The organism is Micromonospora trifolii (assembly GCF_050516465.1).
In the GTDB taxonomy this organism is placed as follows: domain Bacteria; phylum Actinomycetota; class Actinomycetes; order Mycobacteriales; family Micromonosporaceae; genus Micromonospora; species Micromonospora trifolii.
In genome coordinates this window covers 5,720,895-5,741,013 of the sequence record NZ_CP191526.1, presented here as the reverse complement: position 1 = coordinate 5,741,013, position 20,119 = coordinate 5,720,895, and the positions used below count along the sequence as shown (strand labels likewise).

The following is a 20,119-nucleotide window of genomic DNA, read 5'->3' as shown; positions in this document are numbered from 1 at the left end:
GCTTCGCTGCGTTCCTCGCGCTCACGGTGCCTACATCCGGAAGACGCCGAAGCCGTCGGCGCCCTTCACCGGTCCGTTGTGGATCGCCGAGAGGCAGAGCCCGAGGACGGTCCGGGTGTCCCGGGGGTCGATCACCCCGTCGTCGTAGAGCCGGCCGGAGAGGAAGAGTGCCCCGGACTGCGACTCGATCTGCTGCTCGACCATCATTCGCATCGCCGCGTCGGAATCCTCGTCGTAGTCGCGCCCCCGCGCGGCAGCCGCCTGCCGGGCCACGATCGACAGCACCCCCGCGAGCTGCGCCGGGCCCATCACCGCCGACTTCGCGTTCGGCCAGGTGAACAGGAACCTCGGCTCGTACGCCCGGCCGCACATGCCATAGTTGCCGGCGCCGTAGGAGGCGCCCAGATTCACAGTCAGGTGCGGCACCGTCGAGTTCGACACCGCGTTGATCATCAGGGCGCCGTGCTTGATGATGCCGCGCTGCTCGTACTCGGTGCCGACCATGTAGCCGGTGGTGTTCTGCAAGAAGATCAACGGGGTGTCCGAGGCGTTCGCGAGCTGGATGAACTGGGCCGCCTTCTGCGCCTCCGCGCTGAACAGCACCCCCCGGGCGTTCGCCAGCACCCCCACCGGGTACCCGTGCAGCTCGCCCCAACCGGTGACCAGCGCGTCCCCGTACGCCGGCTTGAACTCGTCGAAGTCGCTGCCGTCGAGTATTCGGGCCAGCACCTCCCGCGGGTCGAACGGCACCTTCAGGTCGGCGCTGGTGATGCCGAGCAACTCCTCCGGGTCGTACTTCGGCGGCTGCGGCACCGCCGTCCGCGGCGACGGGCCCTGCTTGCGCCAGTTCAGCCGGCGGACGCACTGCCGGGCCAGCCGGATGCCGTCCCGCTCGTCGGCGGCCAGGTAGTCGGCGAGCCCGGACGTGCCGGCGTGCATCGCCGCGCCACCAAGCGACTCGTCGTCGGTGACCTCGCCGGTCGCCATCTTCACCAGCGGCGGACCGGCCAGGTAGACCTGTGAACGGTCCCGAATCATGATGACGTGGTCGGACATCCCCGGCACGTACGCGCCGCCGGCAGTGGCGTTGCCGAAGACCACGCTGACAGTGGGGATGCCGGCCGCCGAGAGCCGGGTGAGGTCACGGAACACCCGACCACCGGGGACGAAGATCTCCGCCTGGGTGGGCAGGTCCGCCCCGGCCGACTCCACCAGGTTGACCATGGGCAGCCGGTTGGCCAGGGCGATCTCGCCGGCCCGCCGGGTCTTGGCGAGGGACCACGGGTTGACCGCGCCGCCGCGTACCGTCGGGTCGTTGGCGACGATCAGGCACTCCACGCCCTCGACCACCCCGATGCCGGTGACCACGCTGGCCCCGACCGGGAAGTCCGAGCCGTACGCGGCGACCGGCGACAACTCCAGGAAGGGGCTGTCGGCGTCCACCAGCAGCTCAATCCGCTCCCGAGGGAGCAGCTTGCCGCGGGCGTGGTGCCGGGTTACGTACTTCTCGCCGCCACCCGCCCGCGCCTGGTCCAGCGCGGCGTCCAACTCGGTCAACCGCTCCAGCAACGCCGCCCGATTCGCCTCGTACGAGGGCGCGGACGGGTCGACCGCGCTGTCCAGGATGGTCATAGGCCCATGCCTTTCGCGATGATCTCGTTCATGATCTCGGTGGTGCCGCCGCCGATGCCGAGGATCCGCGCGTCGCGGTAGTGCCGCTCCACCTCGGCGTCGCGCAGGTAGCCGAAGCCGCCGTGCAACTGCAACGCCTGGTCGACGACGTGGTCGCAGGCGGCCACCGCCACGTTCTTCGCCATCGCCACCTCGGTCACCACCGGCTCGCCGGCCGCCACCCGAGCCGCGACCCCGTGGACGTACGACCGGGCCGCCTCGGCCCGGGTGTGCATCTCGGCCAACCGGTGTCGGATCAACTGCCGGCTCGCCAGCGGACGCCCGAAGGTCTCCCGATCCCGGCACCAGCGCACCGCCAACTCGACGCAGCGCTGCGCTGTCGCGTACGCCTGGGTCGCCAGCGACAGCCGCTCCGCCGCGAAGTGCTGCATGATCGCCAGGAAGCCGGTGTTCTCCGCGCCGATCCGGTTGGCGACCGGCACCCGCACGTCCGCGAAGGACAACTCGGCGGTGTCCGAGCAGTGCCAGCCCAGCTTCTCCAACCGGCGTCCCACAGTGAACCCGGGTGACCCCTTGTCGATGACCAGCAGGGTGAGTTCACCGCTGCCGGGGAAGTCGGTACACACGGCGGTGGTCACGAAGTCGGCCCGGTGCCCGCTGGTGATGTACGTCTTCGACCCGTTCACCACGTAGTGGTCGCCGTCGCGGCGGGCGGTCGTGCGGATGCCGGCCACGTCCGAACCGCCGTCCGGCTCGGTGATGGCCAGCGCGCCGATCATCGTCCCGGACAGGGTGGGCCGCACGTACCGCTCGATCAGGCTGTCGTCGCCCGGGGACGAGACACCGCCGAGCCGACCGCCCAGCGAGCCACCGGTGCGGGCACCTGCCGCAGCGACCATGTGCGGCAACGCGATTCCGTGCGTGAACAGGGCCGCCACCAGCCCGGACGAGCCGCCGGATCGGATCAGCTCCTCGGTCACGATGATCGAGTCGAGCAGGTCACCGCCGCTGCCACCGACCGACTCCGGGAAGCCGATGCCGAGCAGGCCGAGCTTCGCGGCGGTCGCGTGCAGTGCCCGGGGCACCTCACCGGCCCGCTCCCAGTCGTCCAGGTGCGGCAACACCTCACGGGTCACGAACGCCCGGGTCAGCTCGCGTAGTTGCCGGCGCTCGGGGGTGTCGACAATGCTCACGGCGCCACCTCTGTTCGCGACTGCGGGGCTCGCAAGATCGGCTCACTCCTCGCGCTCACGGCGCCACCTCGGTCGGTAGGTCGACGATCCGGGCGCGCAGCAGCTCGCCCAGCGCCTTGGCCTGCGGGTCGAACCGGGTGGACGCGGCCACCCCCGCGCCGAGCAGGCCCTCGATCACGAAGTTGACCGCCCGCAGGTTCGACAACTCGTAGCGCCGCACCGACAGCGGCGCGGTCTCCGGCACCAGTTCGGCCAGCCGTTCGACTGTCAACCAGGTCCGCAGCCACGCGTACCCGGGGTCGGAACGCGCCCAGACACCGAGGTTCGCGTCCCCGCCCTTGTCCCCGGAGCGTGCGCCGACCACCTCGCCGAGCGCCCCGCGCCGGGTCGGGCCCCCGACCGCCGCCTCGCCACCCGGGGTCGATTCGTCCTGCCTGGCAGGGGCGGTGCGGATCAGCGGGGCGATCGGCACCCGCTCGCCGCCGGGCAGCACCGCGACGTGCGCCACCGCGTCCTGCGGCACCGCGTCGGCGGTGAAGACGCCGTACGGTGTCGCGTCACCGGGCAGGGTGGTCAGCGTGCAGCCCGGGTACGAGGCCAGGGCCAGCTCCACCGCGGCGGCCGAGAAGGCCCGCCCGGCCCGCGCCTTGTCGCCGTCGCGCAGGTGTACGTGCAGCAGGGCGCTGGCGGCCTCGGTGTCGGCGGCGTCCGGATGGTCGGTCCGGGCCAGCGTGAACTCCAGCCCGTCCTTGCCCACCGCCTCCTCGACCTGCCCGCGGACCAGGGCCGCCTTGGCCTCGATCTGCAGGCCGCAGAGGACGAACGTCATCGAGTTGCGGAAGCCGCCGAGGTTGTTGACGCCCACCTTCAGCGTGGGCGGTGGCGGCGTGCCCCGTACACCGGAGACCCGGACCCGATCCGGCCCATCGGGGTGCAGCGTCACAGTGTCCAGTCGGGTCACCACGTCCGGCCCGAGGTACGACGGCCCGCCGATCTCGTAGAGCAGTTGGGCGGTGACCGTCTCCACGGTGACCGCGCCGCCGGTGCCCGGATGCTTGGTGACCACCGACGAGCCGTCGGGGTGCACCTCGACGATCGGGAACCCGGGCCGATGACCGCCGTCGGGCAGCTCGGTGAAGAAGCTGAAGTTGCCGCCGGTGACCTGCGCGCCGCACTCGACGAGGTGCCCCGCGACGGTGGCCCCGGCCAGCTCGTCGAGGTCGTCGCGGCCCCACCCGTACCGGGCGATGGCCGGGCCGACCACCAGCGACGCGTCGGTGACCCGGCCGGTGACCACCACGTCCGCACCGGCGTCGAGGCAGGCGGCGATCCCGAACGCGCCGAGGTAGGCGTTCGCGCTCAACGCGTCCGGTCGCTGGATCGTGTCGCCCTCGACGTACCCGACCTGGGCCGGCAGGCCGAGCCGGTGGGCGAGCTTCTCGATGGCGGCGGCCAGGCCGGCCGGGTTCAGCCCGCCGGCGTTGGTCACGATCCGCACCCCGCGGTCGAGGGCGGTGCCGAGGCAGGTCTCCAGTTGCCGCAGGAACGTCTTCGCGTAGCCCAGGTCGGGGTCGCGCAGGCGGTCCCGGGCGAGGATGAGCATGGTCAACTCGGCCAGGTAGTCGCCGGTCAGCACGTCCAACTCACCGCCGTCGAGCATCTCCCGCCAGGCGGTGAACCGGTCGCCGTAGAAGCCGGAGGCGTTGCCGATGCGGATCATGCCCGTATCCCGTTCCGGCCGGTCGGCTGCCGGCCGTCACCCGGCGGCCCGGCAAAGGCCTGTGCCACGTCGAGCCACTCGTCGGCGACGGGCCCGGTGGCGACCAGAGCGAGGTCCGCGCGGTGTCGGCGCTGGGTGACCAGCAGGCAGAAGTCCCGAGCCGGGCCGGTGACCCGGTCGGCGGCGTCCGCCGGGCCCCAGCTCCACGTCTCCCCGCCGGGTCCGACCAGCTCGACCCGGACCGGCGCCGTCGGTGCCTGCCGGCCGTGCGCGGCGAAGCCGTGCCCGAGGGTACGCACGCCCAGGTGCGCCACGTGCCGGAGTCGGTCGCTGTCGGGGCGGACCACGTCGAGGGCGTCGGCCACGTCCGCGCCGTGCGCCCAGGTCTCCATGATCCGGGCGGTGGCCATCGAAGTGGCCGACATCCGCGTGCCGTACCAGGGCAGCTTGTCGCCGGCCGGAACGGCGGCCAGCGCGTCGACGAGCGTGGTTCGCCCGGCCCGCCAGCGGGCGAGCAGCTCGGCCGGCGGGGCGAGGAATTCCTCGGCGCCGACGTCGACGAGTCGGGTCACGTCCGGTGCTGCGGTGACAGTCGCGTAGAACGCCTCGGGATCGGTCGCGGCCAACAGCGCGACGTGGTCGGTCCAGGCGAGGTGGGCGATCTGGTGCCCGATGCTCCAGCCCGGCGCGGGGGTCGGCCTCGCCCAGTCGGCGGTCGGCAGTGGCGCCACCAGGGCGTCCAGCTGGGCGGACTCGTCGGCCAGGTCCGTGAGCAGGTCGCTGAGGTCGACCATTGTGCCTCCGGTCGGTGGTGGGCCGGTGCGGCCGGCGGTCAGGGCGTGAGCAGGGTGGCGAGCTGGCGCTTCCAGGTGGTCAACAGGGCGGTCCGGCGGGCGGAGTCGTCGCTGAGCAGGTTGGCCACCCCGAGCCCACGGAGCAGATCGAGCGTTGCCTGCACCGCTTCGCGGACACCCGGTCGACGCTCGTCGACACCGAGCAGGGCGACGGTGAGCCGGTGCATCTCCCGCCCGACCGTCGCCTCCAGCGGCACCAGGGCGTCCCGCAGCTCCCGATCGGTGCGGGCGGCGACCCAGAGCTCCAGCGCGGCCACGAACAGCGGCCCGGTGAACGCCACGGCGAGCAGGTCGACGACCCGGTCCAACCGTTGCGGCCCAGCCGGCAGCGCCTCGGCCTCGGTACGCAACTCGTCGGCCCGGCGCTCGGCCAGATGGGCCACGGCGGCCGTCACCAGCGCCGCCTTCGTCGGGTAGTGGTGCAGCTGAGCTCCACGCGACACACCGGCCCGCGCGGCGACGACGGTGGTCGTGGTGCCCGACCAGCCGTGCTCGATCAGGCAGTCGACGGTCGCCTCCAGCAGCCGGGCCTGGGTGGCGCGGCTGCGTTCCTGCTGAGGGACACGTGTCGATGCGGTGGGCACGGGGACAGCCTGGGGCCTCCGAAACAAACAGTCAAGACTGACTTTTTCTGAGCCCGCGACGCTCGGATGGACACAGGTGGCCTTCCGACTGCTCGCTCAGCGGCCGTCGCGGGGGCCGAAGACGGTCAGCGCGTCGGCGTCGCTGTGCTGGGAGCGCAGGTACTCGTCGGCCCAGGCGGCAGCGTCGGGGAAGGTCGACTCAGCCGCCACCCGGGCGCAGGCCGCGTCCACGTCGAAGGCGGTGCGGCGCAGTTGGACGCCCGGCCCGAGCAGCGCCCACCACGCGCCCGCGCCCCCGTACGGCATGCCGATGCTGCCCGGGTTGACCACCAGACGCCGGTCGACCAGCCGGGTGAAGGGCATGTGCGTGTGGCCGCAGACCACCGTGGCGACCTCGGCGGGCAGACCGTCGAACACCTCCGCCCAGCGGGCCAGCCGGGAGTCGACGAGCACGACCTCCTCGTCATCGCGGGGCGTGGCGTGGCAGAACAGCGTCGGCCCGAGGCCGTCGATCTCCAGCGTCGCCGTCGCCGGCAGCGCGGCGAGCCGGGCCACCTGGTCGTCGCGCAGCTGCCCGGCGGCCCAGTTCGACACCTCGATCGACGCAGGGCGGCCGGCCCGGGCCTCGACCAGCTCGCGGTCGGCATTGCCGCCGACCCAGCACACCCGGTCACCCAGGTCGGCGAGCACGTCCAGCACCTCGACCGGTTGCGGGCCGGCGGCGATGTCGCCGGTGAGCACGATCAGATCGGCGGCGGCGACGTCCGGCTCGACCAGTACGGCCTCCAGCGCCGGCAGGACACCATGGATGTCGGAGAGCACCGCAACTCGGTTCACCATGGCCCCACCCTCACCGCCGGCACCGCCCCGAGGCCAGCGATTCTGCGCCAGGCAGATGGCAAACGTCCCCGCCTACCGTCGGTGACGGCAGGCGGGGACGTTCGGTGCTGCTCAGACGCGGGCGCGACGGGCCAGGCGCTCCGGGTCCAGGATGATGATGCTCTTGCCGTCCAACCGCAGCCAGCCGCGCGAGGCGAAGTCGGCCAGCGCCTTGTTGACGGTCTCCCGGGAGGCGCCGACGAGCTGGGCGATCTCCTCCTGGGTGAGGTCGTGGGTGACCCGCAGAACGCCGCCGTCGCGGGTGCCGAAGCGGCCCGCCATCTGGAGCAGGTTCTTGGCGACCCGGCCCGGCACGTCCGTGAAGATCAGGTCGGCGAGCGAGTCGTTGGTCCGGCGCAGCCGCCGGGCGAGCACCCGGAGCAGCTGCTCGGCGATCTCCGGGCGGTTGTTGAGCCACGGCCGCAACGCCTGCTTACGCAGCCGCACCAGCCGGGTGTCGGTCACCGCGGTGGCGGTCGCCGTACGCGGACCCGGGTCGAAGAGCGACAGCTCACCGACCATGTCCGACGGCCCCATCACCGCGATCAGGTTCTGTCGGCCGTCCGCCGCGCGGCGACCAACTTTGATCTTCCCGGACAGCAGGATGTAGAGGCTGTCACCGGGCTCGCCCTCATTGAAGACGATCTCGCCCTTGCGGACTTCGATCGTCTCCATCTCCTTGGCAAGCGCCTCGGCAGCTTCCGGGTCAACACCCTGGAAGATCCCGCTGCGGGCCAGTACCTCGTCCATTGCGCACCTCCGGTTGCGCGTGCCGTCCGTCGGCCGGGGCCGCCGTCCGCTGATCCCCTCGCGCGCCGCCAAGTCTAGGCGCACGTGAGCATGAATCAGAGGTCGCCCCTGGAATCTTGATCGGTGGGCGTAACCTGCCCGACGTGCTGAGCGAGCCGACTCTGACCAGCCGCGCCGAGGACGGGCGGCCCGTCCCGCTGCTCGTCTGGCGCGCGGACGTGCCTCTGCGGGCGGTCAGCAGTGCCCCGCTGGGCGGTGGCATCGGGGTCCGGCGGTGGGTTTTGAACGCGACCGTACCGATGTCGTACGACCGGGAGGACCCCGCGGCGCACCTGGCCTCGCTCGCCGCCGAGCTGGCCCTCGACGGGCCCGGGATTGGCCTGCTGACCGGCGTCGATGTGACCGAGGTGGTGGCGCGAACCGACGCCGGGGTGCGGGCCTGGGCGACGGTCGGGCTCGGCACGCCGGTGCCCGCGGCCGCTCCGACGCCGGCCGCGCTCACCGAACGCGTCGGCACTGTCAACATCGTGGTGTACGTGCCGGCCCGGCTCGCCGACTCGGCGCTGGTCAACGCGGTGGCCACCGCGACCGAGGCGAAGACCCAGGCGATCACCGAGCTGGGGGTGCCGGGGACCGGCACGCCCACCGACGCGGTCACCGTGCTCTGCCCGGTGGACGGGCCGGAGGCCGCATACGGGGGGCCGCGCTCCACCTGGGGCGCTCCGCTCGCCCGAGCGGTGCACGCGGCGGTGCTCGCCGGTGGTTCCCGGCCGGTCGTGCCGTGGTCCGACCAGCTCAGGGGCGCAAAGTCCAACCGATCGGCTGTCGTCGGCGCGTTTAACGACCGGTAGGGTCGCGAGCGATGTACGCTCCCGCCCTCCTCGCGTCCCGCCCGCGTCGCCGCGTCGCCCTCGGCCTCGCCGCGCTGCTGGCCGCCCTCCTCGTGGCCGGCTGTGCCGACCCCGGTGGTGAGGCACCCGTCTGGCAGCCCGGCGCGGGAGGTGGTGGCACCGGCGCGCCGGTCTCCACGACCAGCCCGAAGGCCACCGGGCCCGCGTCGTCCGGTCAGGGTGGCGCGATCTCGCTCTCCGCCACCGGCGACATCATCATGGGCAACGCGCCCAGTCGGCTGCCCGCCGCCGGCGGTAAGGGCTTCTTCAACTCGGTCACCGAGGCGCTCAAGGCCGACCTGGTGATGGGCAACCTGGAGGAGCCGCTGACTGTCGACACCGGCACCGGTAAATGCGGGGCGAACTCCACCCGCTGCTTCCAGTTCCGCGCCCCGCCGGAGTACGCCGCACACCTGCGTGACGCCGGCTTCGACGTGCTCAACCAGGCCAACAACCATGGGTACGACTACGGGCCCAAGGGCTACGAGAACACCCAGAAGGCGCTGAAGAACTACGACCTGGAGCACACCGGCGCACCGAACGAGATCACCGTGGTCGACGTCAAGGGCGTCAAGGTCGCCGTCGCCGGCTTCTCGTCGTACGTCTGGTCCAACAGCCTCGTCGACATCGACAAGGCGAAGGCGGTGGTCGCCAAGGCCGCCACCATGGCCGACCTGGTCGTGGTGCAGGTGCACATGGGTGGCGAGGGCGTCGACAAGACCCGGGTGAAGCCGGGCACCGAGATGTTCCTTGGCGAAAACCGGGGCGACCCCGTGAAGTTCTCGCACGCCATGATCGACGCCGGCGCCGACCTGATCGTCGGGCACGGCCCGCACGTGCTGCGCGGGATGGAGTTCTACAAGGGGCGCCTGATCGCGTACAGCCTGGGCAACTTCGCCGGCGGCGGCAACTCGCTGAGCAACGCCGGCCGCCTCGGCTGGGGCGGGGTGCTGAAGGTGTCGCTCAAGCCGGACGGCAGTTGGGCCGGCGGCTCGTTCGCCTCCACGTACATGAACTCCGCCGGCAAGCCGACGATGGACCCGGACGACCGGGGCCTGGGCCTGGTCACCGAGTTGAGCCGCGCCGACTTCCCGAAGGGCGGCGCTCGCCTCGACGGGCAGGGGAAGATCTCGGCGCCGACCGCCGGCTGACCCGACGAGGAGCGTCCGGGGTGCGACGTAGGCTGACCGTCGTGACCAGTAGCCCTCCCGGTGCCAGCGAGACCGATCTCGGGCGCAAACGCCGTGCCCGCAAGATCGGCCGGGTGCTGACCGAGACGCATCCCGACGCGCATTGTGAGCTGGACCACTCCAACGCTCTGGAGCTGGCCGTCGCCACGATTCTGTCCGCGCAGTGCACGGACAAGAAGGTCAACGAGGTCACCCCGAAGCTCTTCGCCCGCTACCCGAGCGCTGCCGCGTACGCCGGGGCCGACCGGGGCGAGATGGAGGAGTTGATCCGGCCCACCGGTTTCTACCGCAACAAGACCGATTCACTGCTCAAGCTCGGTCAGGCCCTCCTCGACCGGTACGACGGCGCGGTCCCGGGCCGGCTCGTCGACCTGGTGACGCTCCCCGGCATCGGCCGCAAGACCGCCAACGTGATCCTGGGCAACGCCTTCGACGTTCCGGGCATCACCGTCGACACGCACTTCCAGCGGCTGGTCCACCGGTGGCGGCTGACCGCCGAGACCGACCCGGTCAAGATCGAGCACGCGATCGGCGCGCTGTACGACAAGCGCGACTGGACCATGCTCTCGCACCGGATCATCTTCCACGGGCGACGGGTCTGCCACGCCCGCAAGCCGGCCTGTGGCGCGTGCACCCTCGCGAAGCTCTGCCCGTCGTACGGCACCGGCCCGACCGAGCCGGCGGCCGCCGCCAAGCTGCTCAAGGGTCCTCGGGCGCGCGACCTCGCGGTGGCTGCCAGGGTCGACCCGGAGTTGGTGCCGGCGCAGGCGATCACGGCGGAGGTGCCGTGAACCGCCGTCTCGCCCTCGCCGTCCTGCCGCTGCTGCTGGCGGTCACCGGCTGCACCAGCGGCACGGCCAACGACGAGCCAGCCCCCCGTCCGGCCGCGGCTGAGCGACCGTCCCCGTTCCGGGACTGCGCCACGCTGAGCACGGCGCCCCCTGCCACGTCGCCCGGCTCCGGCACGGCGGCCCCCACGACGGCTACCCCCGCCTCGCCTGGCACGACGGCCCCCGCCGCTGGCGGGTCGGCGCTGCCGGAGCTGACGCTCTCCTGCTTCACCGGCGGCGCCCCCGTCGTGCTGCGGGAGGTGGCCGGGCCGGCGGTGATCAACGTGTGGGCTTCCTGGTGCCCGCCGTGCCGCAAGGAGCTGCCCGCCTTCCAGCGCCTCAGCGAGCGGGCCGCCGGTCAGCTCCAGGTGGTCGGGGTCAACAGCCGGGACAGCCGCAGCGGCGCCCAGTCCATCGGTGAGGACTTCGGCGTCCGGTTCCCGATCCTGGTGGACCAGGGCGAGGCGCTACAGCGCGAGCTGAAGCGCAACGCCATTCCGCTGACCCTCTTCGTCGCCGCCGACGGCCAGGTCCGGCACATCGACGCCAGCGGCGCTCTCGACGACACCAAGCTCGCCAAGCTGGTCCGCCAGCACCTCGGCCTGGCGGTGCCGGCGTGACCCGTCGGCCCCCCGAGTGGATCGAGCCGCTGCTGACCCGGCTCGGCACCGCCCGCGCCGAGGACTTCACCCGGCTGACCACCCCGGCCGAGGGCGGTCGGGAGAGCGCCGTGCTGGTGCTGCTCGGCGAGCAGCCCGGCGCGGGTCCCGACGTGCTGGTCCTGCAACGCGCCGCCACCCTGCGCAATCACGCCGGCCAGCCCGCCTTTCCCGGGGGTGCGGCCGACCCGGAGGACGCCGACGTCCGCGCCACCGCCCTGCGCGAGGCGAACGAGGAGGTGGGCCTCGATCCGGCCAGCGTGACCGTGCTGGCCGAGCTGCCGAAGCTGTGGATCCCGGTCAGCGACTTCGTGGTCACGCCGGTGCTGGCCTGGTGGCACGACCCGCACCCGGTGCACCCACGGGAGCCGGCCGAGGTGGCACACGTCGCCCGCCTGCCGGTCAGCGAGCTGGTCGATCCGGCCAACCGCCTGCGCGTCCGCCACCCGAGCGGCTGGATCGGGCCGGCGTTCTCGGCGCGCGGGATGCTCGTCTGGGGCTTCACCGCCGGCGTGCTCGCCACCCTGCTCGAGATGGGCGGCTGGGCCCGTCCGTGGTCGCGCGGCCGGGTGGTGGAGCTTCCGCCGACCGGGGCGACACCGGCCCCGTCCGCCGGCACCGACGACGCTGACGAGAACGCCCTGCGCTGACCGCACGGTCACCATCCGCAAGCGATGGTCATCCGGCGGGCACACTGCCCGTACGCTTGACCCGTGTCCGTCGTGGATCTCGTCCTGCTGCTGCTCATGCTCGTGTTCGCGATCAGCGGATACCGCCAGGGTTTCGTCATCGGCGTCACGTCGTTGTCCGGCTTCTTCCTGGGTCTACTGCTGGGTCTCCAGCTCGGGCCGCTGTTCGCCAGGCAGTTCGTGGACGCCGGCACCCGTGTGCTGATCTCGCTGGTGGCCATCTTCGGGCTGGCCGTGGTCGGGCAGGCGCTCGCCGGTTGGCTCGGCTCGCACCTACGTAAGACGATCACCAGCGACGTGGGCAGACGGGCCGACGACGTCGGTGGAGCGTTCGTCTCGCTGTTCGCGGTGCTCCTGCTCGCCTGGCTGGTCGCCGTGCCGCTCGGCTCGTCCTCGGTGCCCTGGCTCGCCGCCTCGGTCCGCAACAGCGCGTTGATCACGGTGGTCAACCAGGTCCTCCCGGAGCAGGCCCACCAGCTGTCCACGGCGCTGGAGGACACCGTCGACACCGACGGGTTCCCGGACGTCTTCGGTGACCTCGCGCCCACCCGGGCCCGGCAGGTCGACCCGCCGGACCCGGCACTGGCCGGCTCCCAGGTGGTGGTCAGCGGTCAGCAGTCGGTCGTCAAGGTGCTCGGCTCCGCGCCCAGCTGCTCACGCCGGATCGAGGGTTCCGGCTTCGTGTACGCCGACGACCGGGTGATGACCAACGCGCACGTGGTGGCCGGCACCCGCTCGGTCGCCGTGGAGCTGGGCGGCGAGCGGTACGACGGCAAGGTGGTGGTCTACGACCCGAACCGGGATCTGGCGGTGCTGCTCGTGCCCGGGCTGCCCGGGCCGTCCCTGCGGTTCGCCGCCGGCAACGCGGGCAGCGGCTCTGACGCCATCGTGCTCGGCTTCCCGCTCGACGGCCCGTACAACGCGCAGTCGGCGCGGGTCCGGGACGTCGACCGGATCAAGGGCCCGGACATCTACTCGTCCAACGAGGTGACCCGGGAGATCTACACGATCCGGGCGCTGGTCCGCAGCGGCAACTCGGGCGGTCCGCTGCTCTCCGCCAACGGCCTGGTGCTCGGCGTGATCTTCGCGGCGGCGTCCGACGACCCGAACACCGGCTTCGCGGTGACGGCGGCCGAGGCCCGCCCGGTGGCGTTGGCCGGTGCCGAACGCAACCGGCAGGTCGCCACCGGCGAGTGCACCTGAGCGTCGCCGCGAGGTCAGCTCAGCCCTGGGCCGACATGGCGCGACGCCCGACGGTTGGTAGCTTCGCCCGGCCCCACCGCAGCCCCCGGCCCAGCACGGCACGGGCCATGATCGCGACGCACGTGCCGCCGTTGAGGAAGGACGCCACCACGTCGCTCGGGTGGTGCATTCCCCGGTACATCCGGGTCAGCGCCACGCCCAGCGGCACTATCAGCAGCAGCGTCCACCAGGCGACCTTCGCTCCGGTGCTCCGTGCCCGCAGCGCCAGCAGCACGGCGATGCCGACGTAGAGCGCCACCGCCGCCGAGGTGTGCCCGGACGGAAAGCTCGACGTGGGTGGCGAGACGTCCATGTGCTCCACCGCCGGCCGCCGCCGGTCGATCGCCAGCGTGGTCAGCAGGAACACCAGCGCCTGGGCGGTCACCGCCGCGCACAGGAACAGCGGCTCGCGCCAGCGCTTGAGCCAGAGCCGCAGCGCCAACGCCACCAGCACGGTGACCACGACGATCATCTGGGTGCTGGCCAGCGTGCTGAACACCAGCGAGACGTTGTTCCAGTCGGCGGTGCGGTCGGCGGCGAATTCCCGGTTCACCGCGTCCTCCACGGTGAACGGCCAGGTCCGGGCGAACACCCGGGTGACCAGCACCCCGAGCAGCACCATGAGCCCGAGCAGGAGGGACACCGGCAGCAGCACCCGCCGGACGATCTGGACCACGGTCTCGGACATGGGTCGGCCAGTACCCGGCCGACCTCGTCGTCACTCCTCAGGCCGCTTCAGGGTGCCGCTCAACCTCGGGAGCGACGCCGTCGCGGGTCGGCCGGACCGGCCGAAGACCGGTGTGCGCCCGCCAACTGGTGAACGCGGCGGTGGTGGCCGCGACCACCGCCACACCGAGCATCCATCCACCCACCACGTCGCTGGTGAAGTGCACGCCGAGGGCCACCCTGCTCAGCCCGGTCACCACTGTGAGCAGGACCGCCGCCACCCAGAGCGCGGCCCGCGCCGCCCCCCGCCTGACGTACGGCAGGAGCACCAGCAGCAGCACCCCGGCGGCCAGAGTGGCGTTCAACGCGTGCCCGGAGGGGAACGAGTAACCGGCGGCCCGGGCCACCGGGTCCAGCAACTCCGGCCGGTCCCGGCCGACCAGCAACTTGAGCAGCGGACCGACCAACCCGCCGACGACCATGGTGGTGGCCGCCCAGAGGGCCAGCCGGCGGGCTCCCCGACGCAGCAACCAGACCACCAGGAGCAGGGCGACGGCGCGCAGCGGCATCGGTGCGAAGACCTCGGTCCAGACCCGCATCAGCACGACCCAGGCCGGGTGATCCTGGGCGTAGCCGTGCAGCGCGTCGGTGACCACCGTGTCCAGCCGGTGCAGCGGTGCCCAGGCGCCGAGCACCAGCAGGGTGAGCAGCGCGAACGGCACCAGCACCAGGAACGCCGCCGTCGCGGCGAGAGTGAGCCGCAGCCCCAGCGCATGGTCCGGGTCGAATCGGCGGTGCCGCCAGGACGGCTGGCCGGTGGGGGCGAGGGTGGGCGGCCGCTGCGTACTCATGGGTCCGTTCTACCCGGCCGGGCGGTCGGTCAGGCCTGCCGGTCGGCCGAGATCAACGGGTGCGCTGACGCAACCGGCGCACCATCAGGGCCGCAACGCCGACCAGAGCGACGAGGAGCACGACAGTGGTCCACAGTTGCTCCGGCGCGGAGGTGTCCTGACCGCCCGCCGCCCGAGCCGTCCAGCGGCTCTGCTGACCGGATGCGGCGAGACCGAGTGGATCGCTACCGGCACCGGCCACCGGATCGTCGTCGACCGAGCCGGGCGCCGGACCGAAACCGGTCACGCCCGGCGACGTCTGGTCGTCCAGCGGGTTGGCTGTCACCGGCGGCACCTGAGCGCTCAACGCGGCCACCGGGTCGACCATGCCGTACCCGAAGCGGTCGTCCCGCCCGGTCGGGCCCAGGTCCCGGGCGGTGGCCAACAGCCGGTTGACCACCTCACCCGCGGGCATCTGCGGATAGCGGGACCGGACCAGCGCGGCGGTCGCGGCCACCAGTGGCGCGGCGAAGCTGGTGCCCTGCACCCGCCAGTACCCGCCGGGAGGCTTGGCGCCGACCAACCCGCTGGCGGGAGCGGTGAGCACCGTCGCCCGGCCGGTGATCGATCCGGACCACAGGTTGTCGCTGCTGCGTTCGAGACCGGACACCGCGATGACACCCGGCTCCCGAGCCGGATACCAGACCTTGGTGCTGGTGGAGGTGGCCAGGTTGCCGGTGCAGGCGACCACGACCACGTCCCGCACGAACGCGTAATCCAGGGCGGCGGCCAGGGCCGGACTGTCGCCGCTGCCGCCCAGCGACAGGTTGATCACGCGGGCGCCGTTGTCGACCGCCCAGCGGACCCCCTGCGCGACGATCAGCGCGTCGTCGTAACGGTTCTCCTCGTCCAGCACACGGACCGGCAGAATCCGGGCGTCCGGCGCCAGGCCGACCACACCCCGCTTGTCGTCGTTGCGCCCGGCGATCAGGCCGGCGACCGTGGTGCCGTGACCCACCGGGTCCGGGCCCGGCGCGCCACCGGGGCCGACCAGGTCCTTGCCGGGCAGCACCTGGCCGACCAGGTCGGGGTGGTTGCCGTCCACTCCGGAGTCGACAACGGCCACTGTCACGCCCCGGCCGGTCGAGCTGCGCCACGCCGTCTCGGCCTGCAACTCGTCGAGCTGCCACTGCTCGTCGCGGACCTGATCGGTGCGGGCGACGGCGTCACCGGGGGCGAACGCCATCGGCGCGCCGGCGAGCTGTCCACCGTTCGTGGGCGCGGCGACGGGCACGGCTGCCGCGGTCGGGGCCACGACGGCAAGCGCCGCGGCCACGCCGAGCAGCGCCCGGCCGGTCGCTCGTCGAGCCGCGGACGGACCGCTGTACCGCACCCCAGTCACATCCCCAGCCATTCATCCCGACGGAACCATGACGATCGGAGATTACCGGTTTCCCCACCCGTCACGGGAAGAACCGGCGAGTCAGGTCATTGCGGCGGCAGTTGCGCCAGCTGAACGAGGCGTACGCCCTCCCGCCGGGTGACCAGCCGACCACGCCCCGGCGGCAGCGGTCCGGGTCGCACCGGCCCGACGAGTGCGCCCTCCTCGGGGCTGCCCGCCATCACCAGGCCGGCGGTGGACAGCTCCCGCAGGCGCTGCACGATCGGCTCGTACTGGGCTCGGCTCGCCCCACCGGACCGACGGGCCAGCACCAGGTGCAGCCCGATGTCCCGGGCGTGCGGCAGGTGCTCCTCCAACGCGCGCAACGGGTTCGCCGGCCCCGCCGCCACCAGGTCGTAGTCGTCCACCAGCACGAACAGCTCCGGCCCGGACCACCAGGACCGGTCCCGCAGCTGCTGCGGGGTGACCTCCGGCCCGGGAGCCCGCCGCTCCAGGTAACCGGCGGCCGACTCGACCAGATCGGCCGTGTGCGCCGCCGCGGTGCCGTACCCGATCAGGTGTGGCGTCTCGATGGCGCCGAGCAGGCTGCGCCGGTAGTCGACGAGGATCACCCGGGCCTGCTCGGGAGTGAACCGGGTGATGATCGACGTGGCCAGCGCGCGCAGGAACGACGACTTGCCGCACTCCGAGTCCCCGAAGACCACGAAGTGTGGCTCGGTGGCGAAGTCGAGCAGCACCGGGCGCAGGTCCGCCTCCGCGATCCCGATCGGCAGCCGCAGCCCGGTCGTCGAGGTGAGGTCCAGATCGGCGTACGGCAGCGCCGGCGGGAGCAGCCGCACCCGGGGCGCCGGAGCACCCGTCCACCCGTCGGTGGCCCTCTTGACCAGGTCGGCGGTGTCGCCGCCGGCGGTACCGAGCTGGGGCAGCGCGGTGAGGAAGTGCAGGCCCTCGGCGGTCACCCCTCGGCCGGAGCGCTCCGGCACGTTGGCTGCCGCGCGCCGGGCCACCAGCGAGTCGGTCGGGTCACCGAGGCGCAGCTCCAGCCGGGAGCCGAACAGGTCCCGGATCGCCGGGCGGAAATCCAGCCAGCGCAGCCCGGTGGCGACCACGTGCACCCCGTACGACAGACCCCGGGTGGCGAGGTCGGTGACGAGCGGCTCCAGGTCGTCGTACTCCCCGCGGATGGTGCTCCACCCGTCGATCACCAGGAACACGTCGCCGTACGGGTCGGCGCCCGGCTGGCCGGCCGTCCCCGCTGCCGCTCGACGCTGCCGGTACGCGGCCATCGACTCCACGCCCAGCTCCGCGAAGCGGCGTTCCCGGTCGACCAGCAGGGTGGTCATCTCGCCGACGGTGCGTCGTACGGCGGTCGGGTCGGCGCGGCCGGTCACCCCGCCCACGTGCGGAAGGTCGCGCAGCGCGGCCAACCCGCCACCGCCGAAGTCGAGGCAGTAGACCTGCACCTCGGCCGGTGTGTGGGTGAGCGCCAACGCGCAGATCAGCGTACGCAGGGCGGTGGACTTGCCGCTCTGCGGCGCACCGACCACCGCGACGTGCCCGGCAGCGCCGTCCAGCGCCAGCCAGAGCAGGTCCCGGCGTTGCTCCAACGGCTTGTCCACCACTGCCATCGGCACGCCGAGTGCCCCGTGCAACTCCGGGTTGCCCACGGTGAGCCCGCGTTTCGGGTGCACCTCGACCGGACCGAGAAGCTCGTCCAGGGCCGGCGGCTGGCCGAGCGGCGGGAGCCAGACCTGGTGCGCCGGCGGGCCCTGCCCGACGAGCCGGTCCACCAGCAGGTCGAGCAGCGTCCTGGTGCCCTCCTCCTCCGCCACGACTGGCACGACCGGGGCTGCCGGCTCAGGCACCGGTACGACGTGGGTGGTGAAGGTGAGCAGCCGCGCGCCTCCCTCGGCGGCGACGCCGCCCGGCGCGGCCCGACGGCGGACGGCACCGGAGACGTACGCGGCCTTGAACCGGGCCAACGGGTCGGTGCCGGCGCGCAGGTAGCCGTGGCCCGGTGAGCGGGGCAGCTCGTGCGCGTCCGCCACGCCGAGCACCGTCCGGGATTCCAGCGCCGAGAAGGTGCGCAACCCGATCCGGTACGAGAGGTGGGTGTCCAACCCGCGGAGCCGGCCCTCCTCCAGGCGTTGGCTGGCGAGCAGCAGGTGCACGCCGAGCGACCGGCCCAGCCGGCCGATCTGCACGAACAGGTCGATGAAGTCGGGCTTGGCGGAGAGCAGCTCCGAGAATTCGTCGCAGATCAGCAGCAACGACGGCAGCGGTGCGAGGGGGCTGCCCGCCGCCCGGGCCCGCTCGTAGTCGCGCACGCTGGCGAAGTTGCCGGCGCGCCGCAGCAACTCCTGGCGGCGGACCAACTCCCCGTTGATCGCGTCCACCATCCGATCGACCAGGGGCAACGCGTCGGCCAGGTTGGTGATCACGGCCGCGGTGTGCGGCAGCCGGTCGAACGAGGTGAAGGTGGCGCCACCCTTGAAGTCGACGAGCACGAAGTTGAGCTGCTCGGAGCTGTGCGTGGCGGCCAGCCCCAGCACCAGCGTGCGGAGCAGCTCGGACTTGCCGGAGCCGGTCGCCCCGATGAGCAGGCCGTGCGGACCCATGCCGTCCTGGACGGACTCCTTGAGGTCCAGCTCGATGGCGCCGCCGTCCGCGCCCACCCCGATCGGCACCCGCAGTCGATCCCGTGCCGAGCGCGGCAACCAGCCCTGTTCCGCCGTGAAACTCTCCGGGTCACCGAGACCGAGCAGCTCGGGGAGGCCCAGGTCGGCCTGGAGCGGGGCGTCCGGCCCGCGGGCCGCGCCGGCGAGCCGCAGCGGCGCCAACCGTCGGGCGACCGCCTCGGCGTCGGCCAGGTCCAACTGGTCGGCGGTGCCCACCTCGGCGTGCCCGTCGGACGACCGCGAGTGCAGCCGCCGGCCGTGCAACTCCAGCAGCAGCGCGTACCGGTCCAGCAGTCGGGGCGGCGGGGTGTCCAGGTCCAGCACGGTGACCGCGTCGATGCCGCCGTCGCCGGTCAGGTCACTGGCGCCGGTCAGGTCGCCGCCGTCGAGGACCACCACCACGTGCGGACCGTCGGTGGCCGGGCCGGCCGGGCTGAACCGGGACCGGGTGGCCAGCACGTCGGCCAGCAGCGACTCCAACTCGGCGGCGGAGCTGGTGACCAGCCGTATCGGGCCGAGCGCGTCGGTGCGGCCGGGGTGGTGGGCGTGCGGGAGCCACTTCACCCACTCCCAGCAGGCCCGGCGCTCCGGCCCGGCGCAGACCGCGACGAGCAGCTCGTCGGGGGCGTGGAAGACCGCCAGCTGGGTCAGCACGGCCCGGACCAGCGCCTGCGCCGCCGGGTCGCCGGTGGGTGGGCCGCCGGTGGTCGGGGTGGTCGCCCGGCCGCGGCCGGCGGGGCGTACGTGCACCCGGGCGAAGCTACGCAGCGACAGCGCCACCGGCAGGTCCGGCACCACGGAGTACGCGTCCAGGAAGCGGCGTAGCGCGCCGGCGGTCATCGGTTCGAGCTCCTCGAGCGGTCGGGTGACCGGTGGGACGAGTGGGGTGGCCAGGGTCTGCGGCCCGACGGCGACCCGCACCACAGCGAAATCCGGGTCGGCGGGGCGCCGCTCCCAGACCCGGTGGCTGTCCACCGTCGACCAGAGCCGACCCGGATCCGGGTGCCGGTAGTAGAGCCCGGCCCGCTGCTGGCCCGCGGTCCGCCGGACCCGCCGCCGCAGCGTGGCCAGGTGGCGCAGGTACTCCCTGCGGGCGGCCATCATCTCGGACTTCTTCGGGGTGCCGGAGGCGCTGCCCCAGGACGTCACCAGCATTGCCAACGAGGAGAGCCCGAACATGCCGCCCACCACGTACGAGTAGGCGCCGCCGCCCCGGCCGAACATCATCGCCATCGCCACCGTGCCGCCGAGCATGGGTAGCAGCATGAGCAGCTGCTGCCACCGCCCGCCGGTCACCACGGGGATCTCCGGCGGTGCGTCGACCGACAGCTCACCGGCAGGAATCTCCGGCGCTGGTCGGCGCGGTGGGCGCTTGATGACGACGGTGGACACTCGGCCTCCTGACAGCGCTGGGTAACCCGAGCCTGGCTC

The 20,119-nt window shown here is 72.9% G+C and carries 17 protein-coding genes; 6 read left to right on the top strand and 11 right to left on the bottom strand.

Going from position 1 to position 20,119, the window contains the following annotated elements; genetic code table 11:
* Positions 1–30: 30 nt before the first annotated feature.
* From ACQRWP_RS26720 to ACQRWP_RS26690, 7 genes are all read right to left on the bottom strand, one after another.
* Positions 31–1,632 carry an acyl-CoA carboxylase subunit beta gene (locus tag ACQRWP_RS26720; RefSeq protein ID WP_430498638.1) on the bottom strand — a complete coding sequence of 534 codons (1,602 nt, stop codon included), beginning with the start codon at positions 1,630–1,632 and terminating at the stop codon, positions 31–33.
* Positions 1,629–2,825 carry an acyl-CoA dehydrogenase family protein gene (locus ACQRWP_RS26715; protein WP_430498636.1) on the bottom strand — a complete coding sequence of 399 codons (1,197 nt, stop codon included), beginning with the start codon at positions 2,823–2,825 and terminating at the stop codon, positions 1,629–1,631. Before ACQRWP_RS26715 ends, ACQRWP_RS26720 begins: the two co-directional genes overlap by 4 nt.
* Positions 2,826–2,880: 55 nt before the next feature.
* Positions 2,881–4,545: an acyclic terpene utilization AtuA family protein gene (locus ACQRWP_RS26710; protein WP_430498634.1), complete on the bottom strand. Its 1,665-nt coding sequence runs from the start codon at positions 4,543–4,545 to the stop codon at positions 2,881–2,883.
* A complete protein-coding gene (locus ACQRWP_RS26705; RefSeq protein WP_430498632.1) occupies positions 4,542–5,339 on the bottom strand; it encodes a TIGR03084 family metal-binding protein in 798 nt (265 codons plus the stop codon). The genes ACQRWP_RS26710 and ACQRWP_RS26705 overlap by 4 nt, the downstream gene beginning before the upstream one ends.
* A 38-nt stretch (positions 5,340–5,377) precedes the next feature.
* Positions 5,378–5,983, bottom strand: coding sequence for a TetR/AcrR family transcriptional regulator (locus ACQRWP_RS26700; RefSeq protein WP_124853601.1), 606 nt, complete (start codon positions 5,981–5,983; stop codon positions 5,378–5,380).
* Between the two features lie 96 nt (positions 5,984–6,079).
* Positions 6,080–6,823 carry a metallophosphoesterase family protein gene (locus tag ACQRWP_RS26695; protein ID WP_430498630.1) on the bottom strand — a complete coding sequence of 248 codons (744 nt, stop codon included), beginning with the start codon at positions 6,821–6,823 and terminating at the stop codon, positions 6,080–6,082.
* Positions 6,824–6,934: 111 nt separating this feature from the next.
* Complete coding sequence (locus tag ACQRWP_RS26690; protein WP_007466162.1) at positions 6,935–7,612, bottom strand: Crp/Fnr family transcriptional regulator; 678 nt, start codon at positions 7,610–7,612, stop codon at positions 6,935–6,937.
* Positions 7,613–7,755: 143 nt separating this feature from the next.
* Between ACQRWP_RS26690 and ACQRWP_RS26685 the strand changes: the two genes are divergently transcribed.
* From ACQRWP_RS26685 to ACQRWP_RS26660, 6 genes are all read left to right on the top strand, one after another.
* Positions 7,756–8,463 carry an adenosylcobinamide amidohydrolase gene (locus ACQRWP_RS26685; protein ID WP_430498626.1) on the top strand — a complete coding sequence of 236 codons (708 nt, stop codon included), beginning with the start codon at positions 7,756–7,758 and terminating at the stop codon, positions 8,461–8,463.
* 11 nt (positions 8,464–8,474) lie between these two features.
* Positions 8,475–9,653, top strand: coding sequence for a CapA family protein (locus ACQRWP_RS26680; RefSeq protein WP_430498624.1), 1,179 nt, complete (start codon positions 8,475–8,477; stop codon positions 9,651–9,653).
* 41 nt (positions 9,654–9,694) lie between these two features.
* Positions 9,695–10,483 (top strand): endonuclease III, encoded by a 789-nt coding sequence (nth, locus tag ACQRWP_RS26675; protein WP_430498623.1) that lies wholly within the window; start codon positions 9,695–9,697, stop codon positions 10,481–10,483.
* Positions 10,480–11,142, top strand: coding sequence for a TlpA family protein disulfide reductase (locus ACQRWP_RS26670; RefSeq protein WP_430498621.1), 663 nt, complete (start codon positions 10,480–10,482; stop codon positions 11,140–11,142). Before nth ends, ACQRWP_RS26670 begins: the two co-directional genes overlap by 4 nt.
* Entirely contained in the window at positions 11,139–11,831 is a 693-nt protein-coding gene (locus tag ACQRWP_RS26665; RefSeq protein WP_091403299.1) for an NUDIX hydrolase, read from the top strand. Before ACQRWP_RS26670 ends, ACQRWP_RS26665 begins: the two co-directional genes overlap by 4 nt.
* A gap of 63 nt (positions 11,832–11,894) precedes the next feature.
* Positions 11,895–13,073: a MarP family serine protease gene (locus tag ACQRWP_RS26660; RefSeq protein WP_430498619.1), complete on the top strand. Its 1,179-nt coding sequence runs from the start codon at positions 11,895–11,897 to the stop codon at positions 13,071–13,073.
* Between the two features lie 19 nt (positions 13,074–13,092).
* Here ACQRWP_RS26660 and ACQRWP_RS26655 read toward each other — a convergent pair whose 3' ends face one another.
* From ACQRWP_RS26655 to eccCa, 4 genes are all read right to left on the bottom strand, one after another.
* Positions 13,093–13,800 (bottom strand): phosphatase PAP2 family protein, encoded by a 708-nt coding sequence (locus tag ACQRWP_RS26655; protein ID WP_430498617.1) that lies wholly within the window; start codon positions 13,798–13,800, stop codon positions 13,093–13,095.
* 37 nt (positions 13,801–13,837) lie between these two features.
* On the bottom strand, positions 13,838–14,629 hold the full coding sequence (locus ACQRWP_RS26650) for a phosphatase PAP2 family protein (protein WP_430498615.1): 792 nt from the start codon (positions 14,627–14,629) through the stop codon (positions 13,838–13,840).
* A 52-nt stretch (positions 14,630–14,681) separates the two neighbouring features.
* Positions 14,682–16,022 (bottom strand): type VII secretion-associated serine protease mycosin, encoded by a 1,341-nt coding sequence (gene mycP / locus ACQRWP_RS26645; RefSeq protein ID WP_430498614.1) that lies wholly within the window; start codon positions 16,020–16,022, stop codon positions 14,682–14,684.
* A 74-nt stretch (positions 16,023–16,096) separates the two neighbouring features.
* Positions 16,097–20,080, bottom strand: a complete 3,984-nt coding sequence (gene eccCa, locus ACQRWP_RS26640; RefSeq protein ID WP_430498612.1) for a type VII secretion protein EccCa — start codon at positions 20,078–20,080, stop codon at positions 16,097–16,099.
* Between the last annotated feature and the right edge of the window lie 39 nt (positions 20,081–20,119).